Below are 13002 nucleotides of genomic sequence, written 5' to 3' on the forward strand. Positions count from 1 at the left end.
TGGCTTGATTGGGAAAAGGTAGCGGACAGACTCACGAAGGAGCGAGCTCTGTTCGCGAAAATCTCGATGAACCGATTCGCGAGCAGAGCTCGCTCCTACCCTTGCATCGACGCGCTCCGCTGTTTCGGATCAAACCGAAGCGGCCTTCCGATCAGCTACTATTCGCGCTTCGCAGTCTCGGAAACCTCCATGTCCGACTTCCACCACGCCCAACTCGACTGGGACGAACAGGGCCAACCGCTGTCGCGGGAATTCGATGACGTCTACTTCTCCCCGACCTCGGGTATCGACGAAACCCACCATGTTTTCCTCAATGGCAACGACCTCGCCCGGCGCTTCACTGAATTGCCGGCCGGTGGGCGTTTCTGCCTTGGCGAAACGGGCTTCGGCACAGGACTGAACTTCCTTTGCGCCTGGCAGCTGTTCGAGCATCACGCCCCCGCAGACGCTCGGCTGCACTTCGTCAGCGTGGAAAAATTCCCTCTCTCCCGCGATGACCTCCAACGCGCCCTGGCCCTCTGGCCGGAACTGGCCCCCTTGGCCACTGAACTGATCGATCAGTACGTGGCCGTGCATCCCGGCTTCCAGCGGTTCAACCTGGCCCAAGGCCGTGTCGTGCTGACCCTGCTGGTGGGGGATGCGATGGACTGCCTGCCCGAACTGGACGCACGCATCGACGCCTGGTTCCTCGACGGTTTCGCCCCGGCGAAGAATCCGGAGATGTGGAGCCCCAGCCTCTTCGCCCAACTGGCGCGCCTGTCCGCCCCCGGCGCCACGCTCGCCACCTTCACGTCCGCCGGCTTCGTACGCCGCGCACTGAAGGAGGCTGGCTTCGCCATCAAGCGCACACCCGGTTTCGGCAAGAAATGGGAAATGAGCCAGGGCCGCTTCGAGGGGCCTGCCAGCATCGATGCCAGCAAACCCTGGTTCGCCCGCCCGCGTTTCGTACCAGAGTGCCGTGAGGCACTGGTGATAGGCGCAGGGCTCGCCGGCTGCGCCAGCGCCGCCAGTCTGGCGGCCCGTGGCTGGCGGGTAACCCTTCTGGAGCGCCACGACGCCCCGGCCCGCGAGGCCTCGGGAAACCCCCAGGGGGTGCTCTACCTCAAGCTATCCGCCCATGGCACGGCACTTTCACGGCTGATCCTCAGTGGCTTCGGCCATACCCGCCGACTGCTGCAGCGGCTGGAACAGGGCTACAACTGGCAGGCCTGCGGCGTACTGCAACTGGCCTTCGACGACAAGGAAGCACAGCGCCAGGCCAAGCTGGCCGAAGCCTTCCCCGCCGACCTGCTGCACAGTCTCGACCAAGCTGCGGCGGAAGCTGTGTCCGGAGTCAGCCTGCCCGCCGGGGGCCTGTTCTATCCCGAGGCCGGCTGGGTCCACCCGCCGGCTCTCTGCCAACTGCTGGCCGGGCATCCGAATATCCATCTGGTCACTCATGCCGAAGCCCTGGAACTGCGTCAGGAAGGCGGTCTCTGGCACGCCCGCAATAGCGAGCGCACCCTGGCCTCCGCGCCAGTGGTGGTGCTGGCCAGTGCCGCTGAAGTGTTGCGTTTTCCACAAGCTGCCGGGCTGCAGCTCAAGCGTATCCGCGGCCAGATCAGTCGCCTGACAGCCACCGCTGAAAGCGCGGGGCTTGGCACCGTGCTCTGTGCCGAGGGCTATGTGGCGCCGCCGCGTGATGGCGAACACACCCTGGGCGCCAGTTTCGACTTCCACAGCACGGACCTGCAGCCGACCGCTGCGGAACATGCGGGCAACCTGGAACTGCTGGAAGAGATTTCCCCCGACCTGGGACGCCGCCTGCGCGCAGCCGAACTCCAACCGGAGCGCCTGGAAGGCCGCGCCGCCTTCCGCTGCACCACGCCGGACTACTTGCCCATCGTCGGTCCGCTGGCGGATGCCAAGGCCTTCGCTGAGACCTATGCGGTGCTGGCCAGGGACGCGCGCCAGGTGCCGGAAGCAGCCGCGCCCTGGCTCGACGGCCTGTATGTGAACAGTGCCCACGGCTCACGCGGGCTGATTACCGCTCCACTTTCCGGTGAATTGCTGGCTGCCTGGCTCGATGACGAGCCGCTACCGGTTCCCCGAGCCGTGGCCGAGGCCTGTCATCCCAACCGTTTCGCTTTGCGCCGCCTGATCCGCGGCGGGAACGCCTGAGCATGGACTTGCTCCTGATCGAAGCCCTGGCAATCGGTAGCGTGCTCGGCCTGCTGCTGGGCCTGACCGGCGCCGGAGGCTCGCTGGTAGCGCTGCCCCTGCTGCTCAGCCTGCACTTGCCACTGCGCGATGCCATTGGCGTGAGCCTGGGCGCGGTCGCCCTGTCCGCAGCCATCGGCGCCATTCCACGCGCGCGCCAGGGATTTGTGTCCTGGCGCCCAGTGCTGTTGCTCGCGATCAGCGGGCTGCCCGGCAATGCCGTCGGTCAGTGGCTGGGCCACTACATTCCGGAGACGGTGTTGATTCTCGGCTTTTGCCTGCTGGTGCTCTGGTCGGCATGGCGCATGTGGCGCGGCGCGTCTCTTCCCAAGCGCAATGCCGGCCCGTTGCGAATTGCTCCGCTGGTAATGATTGGTGCCGGCGTCGGCCTGCTGTCCGGGGTAATGGGTGTGGGTGGCGGTTTCCTCGTGGTGCCGGCGCTGCTCTGGTACACGCCGTTGTCGATGCTGGCCGCCACCGCTACTTCGATGGCGGTGATTGCGCTGGTTTCCGGTGGAGGCTTCCTCCTCTACCTCACCGGTGCCCAGCCCCCCATGGCCCTGCTCGGCGGTCTGGCGGCCGGCGGTGCGGTCGGCGTGCTCTTCGGTAACCAGTTGGCCACGCGCCTGCGCGGCGCCACCCTGCAACGGCTATTCGCGGTGATGCTGGTGGCAGTCAGCCTGTCCCTGGCCGCCCAGAAACTTCTCTCCTGACAGGCCAAGCTATATAACCAAACGATATAAAACTCACAGAACTGCACAGGGGTCGGACCCTTTAGTGCCTTCTGCAAAAGTCGGCACGAACTCCCCAACGGCAACACCGGTAAGGACTTATGTGCGGCATTTCTGGAGAACTTCGTTTCGACAAACAACCGGCCGATCTGGCCGCCCTCGACAAGATCACTCACCATCTCGCACCCCGTGGCCCAGACGCCTGGGGCGTGCACAGCCAGGGACCGATCGCCCTGGGCCATCGACGGCTGAAGATCATGGACCTGGCCGAGGCCTCCGGGCAGCCCATGCTGGACCCCGAACTGGGCCTGGCCATGGTGTTCAATGGCGCCATCTACAACTACCCCGAGTTGCGCAAGGAGCTGCTGACCCTGGGTTACCGTTTCCATTCTGACGGTGACACCGAGGTACTGCTCAAGGCATGGCACGCCTGGGGCAAGGACATGCTGCCCAAGCTCAATGGCATGTTCGCCCTGGCCATCTGGGAACGCGACGAACAGCGCCTGTTCCTCGCTCGCGACCGCCTCGGCATCAAGCCGCTGTACCTGGCGCGCAACCACCAGCGCCTGCGCTTCGCCTCCAGCCTGCCGGCGCTGCTCAAGGGCGGCGACCTGGATAACGGGTTGGACCCGCAAGCGCTGAACTTCTACCTCAACTTCCATGCCGTGGTGCCCGCGCCCCTCACCCTGGTCAAGGGTGTGGAGAAACTGCCACCGGCCAGCTGGATTCAGATCGACGCCGACGGCAACTGCAGCCAGGGCATCTGGTGGCAGCTGGAATACGGTCCGCACGAGAGCGAACAGGGCCTTGGCATGGATGACTGGCGCGACCGTCTGCTGGCCAGCCTGCGCGATGCCGTATCGATTCGCCAGCGCGCCGCCCGCGAGGTCGGCGTGCTGCTCTCCGGCGGAGTGGACTCCAGTCTGCTGGTGGGCTTGCTGGCAGAAACCGGCGTGGAACAGCTCGCTACGTTCTCCATCGGTTTCCAGGATGCCGGTGGCGAGCGCGGCGACGAGTTCGAGTACTCCGACCTGATCGCCCGCCACTACGGCACTCGCCACCAGCAACTACGAATCGACGAGCGCGAGGTGCTGGATCAGCTCCCGGCAGCCTTCACGGCCATGAGCGAGCCCATGGTCAGCCACGACTGCATCGCCTTCTATCTGCTCTCACGCGAAGTGTCGAAGCACTGCAAGGTAGTGCAGAGCGGCCAGGGTGCCGATGAACTGTTCGGCGGCTACCACTGGTACCCGCCCCTGGCCGATACCACGGATCCGTTCAACAGCTATCGGGCGGCCTTCTTCGACCGCGCCCACACCGAATACCAGGCCACGGTACAGCCAGCCTGGCTCACCGATGACCTGGCCGGCGACTTCGTACGCCAGCACTTCGAGCAACCCGGCGCCCTCGACCCCGTCGACAAGGCATTGCGCCTGGACAGCACCGTGATGCTGGTGGACGACCCGGTGAAGCGAGTGGACAACATGACGATGGCCTGGGGGCTGGAAGCGCGCGTGCCCTTCCTCGACTACCGAGTGGCCGAACTCTCGGCGCGAATTCCCTCCCGTTTCAAGCTCGGCGATGGCGGCAAGGCGGTGCTCAAGGCTGCCGCGCGCAAGGTCATTCCCCATGAAGTGATCGACCGGCCCAAGGGCTATTTCCCGGTGCCCGGCCTCAAGCACCTGGAAGGTCGGACCCGCGACTGGGTGCGCGAGCTGCTGCTGGACCCGAGCCAGGACCGCGGTCTGTTCCAGCCAGCGATGCTCGAGCGTCTGCTTGCCAGCCCCACGGAAGACATCACCCCGCTGCGAGGCTCGAAGCTCTGGCAGATGGCTGCTCTCAATCTCTGGCTCAACCAACAGGGACTCTGAATCAATGAAAGCCCATACCCTGCACAGCCAGCGTCTCTTGCGTGGCCAGGCGCCCTCCTATCAGCGCCTTCAGGCCCAGTTGGCCGAAGGTCACCAGGAGCCTCACGATGAACCGCAGATACTCCACTGCGGTTGGGGTCGTCTGCTGCTCGGCCACACCTTTCCCGACCCGACCAGTCTCGCCAGCGAGCTTTTGGCCGAACAGCCCGGCGAACGTGACATCGCCCTCTATGTCGCCGCTCCCCAGCAAGTGCTGGCCCAGGCTCCCCAGCAACTGTTCCTCGATCCCTCCGACACCCTGCGTCTCTGGTTCTCCGACTATCGCCCCGCACGCCGGGGTTTCCGCGGATTCCGCATCCGCCGCGCACAGAACGAGGCCGACTGGCAGGCAGTCAACCAGCTCTACCGCTGTCGCGGCATGCTGCCGGTGGACCAGGACGCCATCACCCCACGCCACCTTGGCGGGCCGGTCTACTGGCTGGCCGAGGATGAACGCGACAACCAGGTAATAGGCGCTGTGATGGGCCTCAACCATCGCAAGGCCTTTCACGACCCGGAGTGCGGCTCCAGCCTCTGGTGTCTGGCAGTGGACCCGCAGTGCAGCCGCCCCGGCGTCGGCGAAGCCCTGGTACGCCATCTGGTGGAACACTTCATGAGCCGCGAGCTCAACTACCTCGACCTGTCGGTGCTGCACGACAACGCCCAGGCCAAGGCGCTCTACGCCAAACTCGGTTTTCGCGAGCTGGCCACCTTCGCGGTGAAGCGCAAGAACAGCATCAACCAAACCCTGTTTATCGGCCCCGGTCCGGAAGAGAAGCTCAACCCCTACGCGCGCATCATCGTCGACGAAGCCCTGCGTCGCGGCATCGAAGTGCAGGTAGACGATGCCGAGGGTGGGCTTTTCAGCCTCAATCACGGAGGCCGGCGCATCCGTTGCCGTGAATCCCTGAGCGATCTCACCAGTGCCGTGAGCATGACCCTCTGCCAGGACAAGCACCTCACCCATCGCACGCTGGCCCGCGTGGGTATCCGGCAGCCGTTCCAGCGCCTGGCCACCAGCGATGAGGCGAACACCGAATTCCTCGCCGAGCACGGCAGCATCGTCGTCAAACCAGTGAATGGCGAGCAGGGCCAGGGGGTGGCCGTCGACCTGCGCACCCTGGACGAAGTGAAGACCGCCATCGCCAGGGCCGAGCATTTCGACAGCCGCGTGCTGCTGGAAAGCTGCCACCAGGGCTTTGACCTGCGAGTGGTGGTGATCAACTACGAAGTGGTGGCTGCCGCTATCCGCCGTCCTGCCGAGGTAGTGGGCGATGGCCAGCAATCCCTGCGCTTGCTGATCGAGCACCAGAGCCGACGACGCCAGGCCGCCACCCAGGGCGAAAGCTGCATCCCGCTGGATGCCGAAACCGAGCGCACCCTGCAAGCCGCCGGCTACACCTATGACGATGTACTGCCCGCCGGCACCCGCCTGGCCGTGCGCCGCACCGCCAACCTGCACACCGGCGGCACCCTGGAAGACGTCACCGCGACCCTGCACCCGGCCCTGGCCGAGGCGTCGATCCTTGCCGCGCGCACGCTGGAAATCCCGGTGGTCGGCCTGGACCTGCTGGTGTCTTCCGCCGACCAGCCGGACTACGTGCTGATCGAAGCCAACGAACGGGTTGGCCTTGCCAACCACCAGCCGCAGCCCACGGCGGAGCGCTTCATCGACTTGCTGTTCCCGCTGACGCGAGTGCCCTTGGCCTGAAACCTGTGGGAGCGAACTCATTCGCGAATGAATTCGCTCCCACGATCAAGTCGCGCCTTGGCCTCAGAAAGGAGATGTCATGAGCAAGAGACTCCCCGAACCCGACCTCGCCTACCTGCAACAGGTCCTGCTGGAGATGCTGGCCATTCCCAGCCCCACGGGGTTCACCGACACCATCGTGCGTTACGTTGCCGAGCGCCTGGATGAGATCGGCATTCCCTATGAACTGACCCGTCGCGGCACTATCCGCGCCACGGTCAAGGGCCGCCAGAACAGTCCGGACCGCGCCGTGTCGGCGCATCTGGACACCATTGGCGCCATCGTCCGCGAGATCAAGGACAACGGCCGACTCGCCCTGGCACCCGTGGGTTGCTGGTCCAGCCGCTTCGCCGAAGGTAGCCGTGTGAGCCTGTTCTGCGACAGCCGGGTGTTGCGCGGCAGCGTCTTGCCCTTGCTGGCTTCAGGACATGCGTTCAACACACAGGTGGACAGCCTGCCGATCAGTTGGGACCACATCGAACTTCGCCTGGATGCCTACAGCACCACGCGCGCCGATTGCGAAAGCCTGGGTGTCTCGATCGGCGATTTCGTTGCCTTCGACCCCCTGCCGGAATTTACCGAGAGCGGCCATATCAGCGCGCGCCACCTGGATGACAAGGCCGGCGTCGCCGCCCTGCTCACCGCGCTCAAGGGCATCACCGAAGCCCGGCTGGTGCCGCCGATCGACTGCCACCCGCTGTTCACCATCACCGAGGAGATCGGCTCCGGCTCCGCTGCAGCGCTACCCTGGGACGTCAGCGAATTCGTCGGCATCGATATCGCCCCGGTCGCCCCCGGCCAGCATTCCAGCGAACACGCGGTCAGCGTGGCCCTGCAGGATTCCGGCGGCCCCTACGATTTCCACCTTTCCCGGCACCTGTTGAAGCTGGGCGATGAGCATTCCATCCCGCTGCGCCGCGACCTGTTCCGTTACTACCACAGCGACGCACAGTCAGCGGTCACCGCCGGGCATGACATCCGCACCGCTTTGCTGGCCTTCGGCTGCGATGCGACCCACGGTTACGAGCGCACTCATATCGACAGCCTGGAGGCCCTGACCCGGCTGCTCGGTGCCTACCTGATGAGCCCGCCGGTGTTCGCCACCGACGCGGTCACCAGCCAGCAGTCCCTCGAACCATTCAGCCACCAGTTGGAGCATGACGCGCAGATGGAGAGCGAGACACGCGTCCCGACCGTGGAAAGTCTCGTAGGAAAGGGTGACCCCGGCCCTTGAAGGGCGAACCCGCCAGGAGCAAAGTGCCACCTATGCTCAATACGAAGGCTACGCGGGTGCGGTGAGGCCGTGTCGAACATCGATTTCTGCCTGGCATCGCCGCCCCTCGGCTACCTTTCGTAGAGGGACAAAGGACGAATAACAACGCGGGTGGTCACCCATGCTTCACCTCTCAGGCTGTGTGAAAACTGTCGCACTCGGTCTGGCCTTGCTCCTGCTCCTGGTCTGCCGGCCCGCCTTCGCACTGGAGGCCGCGCCTCTCGATCAGGATCAGCTGCGCCTTTCCCTCGGCCACTGGGTCGGCTACCTGGAAGACCCCAGGGGCGAACTCGACCTGGAACAGGTACGTAAGCTCCCCGACCCGGCGTTCCAGCAGGTTCGCGGCGAGCAGGCCAACCTCGGCAAGAACCGTTCGGTCTGGTGGTTCAAGGTGCATCTGGACAACAGCCGCGCCCATGCGCTGGACGGCTACCTGGAAGCCAACTACCCGCTGCTGGATAACATTCGCCTCTACTACCTCACCCCCGACGGCCGGGTGCAGGCGCAGGAGACCGGCGACCATTTCGCCTTCTCCCAGCGTCCGGTGCAGGTGCGCAACTTCTGGTTCCCCCTGCACGTCGAGCCCGGGCAGAGCACACTGATCCTGCGGGTGGAAAGCACCAGCACCATCTTCGTGCCGCTGGTGTTCAGCACCTTCGACGCCAGCGCCGCGGCCCAGGAGAACCTCATGGGGTTCAACGGCGCCTTCTACGGCGTGCTCTTTGCCATGTTCTTCTACAACCTGTTCCTCTACCTGTCGCTACGCGAGCCGGCCTACCTCTGGTACCTGGCCTACAACCTCAACGTCGGCCTGCTCGCCGCCTGCTTCGACGGCATGCTGTTCAAACTGCTGCCCGACCACGTTGTGCTGCAATCGGTGGCGATCTACATCTTCATGTACCTGCATTGCCTGACGGCATTGCAGTTCAGCCGTCGCTTCCTCCATACCGGGTTGCACTTCCCACGCCTGGACAAGGTACTGCGGGGGCTGATGGTGGCGACTCTGGTGGCACTGCTGAGTGCTCCGCTGATCGGCCTGCAGAGCTGGAACATCCTTGCCAGCCTCACCGTGTCGGGCATCTCCGCCTTCCTGCTGCTCACCGGCCTTTATGTCTGGCGCAAGGGTCTGCGCTACGGCTCCTACTACACCCTCGCCTGGGGCGTGCTGCTGTTCGCCTTCATCCAGATCACCACCGGTTCCCTTGGCGTCGAAGTGCTCGGACTGTTTGGCGCGACGGTAGTGAAGATCGGCGTCACCATCGAACTGATCACCCTCTCCATCGGCCTGGCCGACCGCATCAACACGCTCAAGGAAGAAGGCTTCCGCTCACGCCAGGCCGCCGAGCAGGCAGACTTCGAGAACCAGGCCAAGAGTCGTTTCCTGGCCACCATGAGCCATGAGATCCGCACCCCGCTCAATGGCGTGCTGGGCATGCTGCAACTGCTCAAGGAAACCCCGCTGGACCGCAGCCAGCGCTTCTACGTCGACACCATCTCCAGTTCCGGCACGGCGCTGATGGCGGTGATCAACGACATCCTCGACTTCGCCCGCATCGAATCCGGCAAGCTGGAACTGGAGCACATAGAGTTCGATCTGGAAGACCTGGTGTCGGAAACCCTCGGGCTGTTCACCGCCCAGGCCATGGACAAGCGACTGGGGCTGCACCTGAGCCTGGACGCCGGCGTCCCCCGGCGCATCCTCGGCGACCCGACGCGGCTCAAGCAGGTCCTGATGAACCTGCTGGGCAACGCCCTCAAGTTCACCGCCGAGGGGCATGTCGCCCTCCACCTTTCTCTACGCCGCAGAACCGATGGCAATTCGCGCCTGGTGTTCAGCGTCAGCGACAGCGGCATCGGCATCCGTCCCGAAGCCCTGAGCCAATTGTTCGACTCCTTCGCCCAGGGCGACTCCAGCACCACCCGCCGCTATGGCGGCAGCGGTCTGGGCCTGGCCATCAGCAAGGAGCTGGTGGAAATGATGGGCGGGCACATCGAAGTGCAGAGCACGCTGCACCAGGGCACCCGCTTCAGCTTCGATATACCCTTGCAGCCCGGAGAATTCAGGACCGATGAACTGAACCGGTTGCTCGATGGCCGCACCGCCCTGCTCGCCTGTCAGGACGCGCTCGGCCTGGATGCCCTGGGGCGCCTGCTCGGGCGCTGGGGCATGCGCTGCGAACGTTGCCAGGATCCGGACAGGCTGATCCAGCATCTGGACGATTTCGCCGTACCGCCGCTGCTGGTGCTGCAGTCTCCCTGGCCCGGCGACCCTGAACGCTGGATGGACAGGCTGCGGCCTCATCTCGAGCACGGCCAGCGCATCATGTTGATCTGTCCGCCGGAGTACTGTCAGAACCTGCCCGCGGGCGCCGGCCTGCGTCTGCGGGCCGTGGCCCAGCCGCTGACCCTGGCGCAGTTGCGCGACACCTTGCAGGAGCTTTACCGCGAGCGGCGCCTCGAAGAACGGACCCAGCAGCAGGAGGAGCGTCGCCGGGTGAGCGCGACACCCTGCATCCTGGTGGCCGAAGACAATCCGGTGAATCAGATGGTGGTGCAGGGTTTCCTCAAGAAGCGCGGCTACCTGGTACGTACCGTCGCCAATGGCGTGGCAGCAGTGGACGAGTACCAGCGCGATCCGGAAGGTATCCAGTTGATCCTGATGGACTGCGAAATGCCGGAAATGGACGGCTTCGAAGCCACCCGGCAGATCCGCCGACTGGAACACGCTCGCAACTGGCTGCCGGTGCCCATCGTCGCCCTTACTGCGCATATTCTGGAGGAACATCGCCAGGCCGGTGCCGACGCCGGCATGGATGACTTCCTCGGCAAACCCCTGGACAGCGCCCTGCTGTTCGCCACCCTCGAACGTTTCATCCAGCGCCAGAGCGTGGATGGATGACGGCGCCCGGCGGCGGCGTTAGCATTCCGCCCTCGCCGGAGATACCTCGATGCTCATCCCCTTTGACCTGCTCGAAGCCGAAACCCTGACCCGCCTGATTGAGGACTTCGTCACCCGCGAAGGTACCGACAATGGCGACGATACCCCGCTGGAGACCCGCGTCGAGCGTGTGCGCAAGGCGCTGAAGAAAGGCGAGGCAGTAATCGTCTATGACCCCGACAGCCAGCTCTGCCAGCTGATGCTCAAGCTCGACGTGCCCAAGGAGTGGCTGGAGGAGTAGCCCATCGCCCGACCACTGTAGGGGCGAATTCATTCGCCAAGGGCGGCGCAGTTGCCCCCCCGGAAGGCCGAATGGACCCTCCAGAAGAGCAGCGTCGATCTTCACAATTTCGCGGCCTGCACGGGCGGCCCCAGCGGGAGTTCGCGCACCACCTGCCCCATGCGCGTCACTTCCACCTTCAGCTTGTTCGCACCCAATAGGTAATCCACCAGGCGCTGCGGGAATGGCCAGTAGTTCAGCTCTGCCGTCAGGGTGACGGGACCAACCGCGTCCGCCGGCACTACGAAGGAGAATTCGCGGACATCGTAGCCTTTGGGCAGGATGCGGTTGTCCGAGAGGATCTGCGTGGCGTTCCAGACTTCGATGTCCAGCTCCTTGCCATCCTTGTCGCCCAGATGAACCTTGAAGTTGCGGGTGTCAGGTTCAGTGGCGCCCTCGCGAACCGCACCCAAGCGGTAGAACTCGTGGCCGGCTGCGTCCACGGCATGGAAGTCGATCCAGACCTCGCGACCTTCGGGAAATCCCGTGGGCAGCTTGTGCCCGGCCCCGACATTGGCGACCTTCACCCGCACCGACGCTTCCTGGCCCGGCACCAGCTGCCCGGGAACCGACTCGAAACTGATCTCCGCGGCCTTGGCCAGGTATTCGCGGGCGCGCTGCGCCGCATCCTTCTGGCCCAGGTACTCCAGCACCGCCGCGTTGGCGCCCGTGAACCAGTGGGACGCGACATCCGCGCGCTCGGGGCCCATGATCGCCGCCTTGCCGGCGAAGCCCGGCATGTGGCAGCTCTGGCAGGTCTGGCCGCTGAAGCTGTAGGGACTCTCCAGCCATTCGTCATAGGTCCGCTCGACGGCCACCGTACTGAAGGGATGGGTGACGTTGTGGCAGGTGGCGCAGAAGTCGGAACGGGTGTGCAGATCGGAGTAAACGGTGTCGTGATAGGGCGACGTGGCGTCGCTGCGCGGGCCGAACTTGGTTGGCTTGCCATGGGCGCGCGGACTCAGGACATATGCCCCGTTATCCAGGCCGGTGCGAGCGCTGATGTTGTGGCAGGTCTCGCAATCCACGCCGGGCATGGGGTTGTGCTCGGCGGTGAACTCTACCGATGCGCGATTGACCGTCGAGTTGATCTGTCCGGTGGTCAGGCCGATGGGGGTATGGCAGCCGGTGCAGAAGTTATCCACACGCCCCTCGGTGGCCTCGCTGGCGTGTTTCAGCAATGCCCGGTAGATCGGTTCCTCCCAGGCATGGGACATCATCGAGGTACGCCACTGCTGATAGATCTGGTCATGGCAGGCGCCGCAGACCTGCGCGTCATCGAAGTCCCCTGCGTTGAGCACGACGTTGTTCGGTGTGTTGGCCCGATGCGGAAAGAACGGCATCCCCTGCTTGTCTTCCAGCAATCGAGAGCGCGCCGGCTCCAGCCACTTGTCGTCAAGGCGGGACGTTTCGGCAACGGCAACCAGGGTGGCCAGCAAGGCGAGCAGTATGCAGAACGCCAGCCGAATGCTGAGGGTTCCCAACCGCGCGGCTGGAGCTGACGGAAAGGCCTTCTTTGCCGGATCGTCCATTGCCCTGCCCCGCCTGCACATGCCCCATCCAAATAGCGCGAGAATCCGGCAGAATCACGGCAATAGCCGTTTTTTTCAGCGCAACTTAGCCGGAATTCAAACCTCTCCCCCGCATTTGGGGGCGTAAGTCAGTAGTAGATGGCGCGCGGGGCAGCGTCAAAGGACTGGCAATCGTCAGAATTGCCCAATCGCATTGACTATCTGATTGATATATATGAAGTGATCCATTACTGAATATGACGCAGCAGGCGATGAAGTGGCGATAATTCCGTACCAGCGACAGGTCGGTCAGCCACATGAACGGCGGGCACAAAAAAGGCCGCCACGGGGCGACCCAAACAAAGCACAGAGCACCAATAGACTCTGAGGTCAGAGTGTAGAAGCTCTGC

8 protein-coding genes are annotated in these 13002 nt (G+C 64.5%); 7 read left to right on the forward strand and 1 reads right to left on the reverse strand.

The window, feature by feature from the left end; all coding sequences use genetic code 11:
• The first annotated feature begins 189 nt into the window (after positions 1 to 189).
• The 7 genes from mnmC to E8E75_RS13865 all read left to right on the forward strand — a co-directional run bounded on the left by mnmC (position 190) and on the right by E8E75_RS13865 (position 11042).
• On the forward strand, positions 190 to 2160 hold the full coding sequence (mnmC, locus tag E8E75_RS13835) for a bifunctional tRNA (5-methylaminomethyl-2-thiouridine)(34)-methyltransferase MnmD/FAD-dependent 5-carboxymethylaminomethyl-2-thiouridine(34) oxidoreductase MnmC (protein WP_153921298.1): 1971 nt from the start codon (positions 190 to 192) through the stop codon (positions 2158 to 2160).
• Between the two features lie 2 nt (positions 2161 to 2162).
• On the forward strand, positions 2163 to 2912 hold the full coding sequence (locus tag E8E75_RS13840) for a sulfite exporter TauE/SafE family protein (RefSeq protein ID WP_120652614.1): 750 nt from the start codon (positions 2163 to 2165) through the stop codon (positions 2910 to 2912).
• A gap of 119 nt (positions 2913 to 3031) precedes the next feature.
• Positions 3032 to 4801 (forward strand): N-acetylglutaminylglutamine amidotransferase, encoded by a 1770-nt coding sequence (locus E8E75_RS13845; protein WP_153921300.1) that lies wholly within the window; start codon positions 3032 to 3034, stop codon positions 4799 to 4801.
• A 4-nt stretch (positions 4802 to 4805) separates the two neighbouring features.
• Positions 4806 to 6551 (forward strand): N-acetylglutaminylglutamine synthetase, encoded by a 1746-nt coding sequence (gene ngg, locus E8E75_RS13850; RefSeq protein WP_153921302.1) that lies wholly within the window; start codon positions 4806 to 4808, stop codon positions 6549 to 6551.
• 79 nt (positions 6552 to 6630) lie between these two features.
• Positions 6631 to 7824, forward strand: a complete 1194-nt coding sequence (locus E8E75_RS13855; RefSeq protein WP_153921304.1) for an osmoprotectant NAGGN system M42 family peptidase — start codon at positions 6631 to 6633, stop codon at positions 7822 to 7824.
• A gap of 160 nt (positions 7825 to 7984) precedes the next feature.
• Positions 7985 to 10762 (forward strand): hybrid sensor histidine kinase/response regulator, encoded by a 2778-nt coding sequence (locus E8E75_RS13860; protein ID WP_153921306.1) that lies wholly within the window; start codon positions 7985 to 7987, stop codon positions 10760 to 10762.
• A 49-nt stretch (positions 10763 to 10811) separates the two neighbouring features.
• Positions 10812 to 11042, forward strand: a complete 231-nt coding sequence (locus E8E75_RS13865) for a YheU family protein (RefSeq protein WP_120652619.1) — start codon at positions 10812 to 10814, stop codon at positions 11040 to 11042.
• A gap of 101 nt (positions 11043 to 11143) precedes the next feature.
• On the opposite strand, the gene E8E75_RS13870 is transcribed toward E8E75_RS13865, so the two are convergent.
• Positions 11144 to 12613, reverse strand: a complete 1470-nt coding sequence (locus tag E8E75_RS13870) for a multiheme c-type cytochrome (protein WP_153921308.1) — start codon at positions 12611 to 12613, stop codon at positions 11144 to 11146.
• Between the last annotated feature and the right edge of the window lie 389 nt (positions 12614 to 13002).

The sequence above is a fragment of the Pseudomonas sp. BN606 genome, from assembly GCF_029873115.1.
In the GTDB taxonomy this organism is placed as follows: Bacteria; Pseudomonadota; Gammaproteobacteria; order Pseudomonadales; family Pseudomonadaceae; genus Metapseudomonas.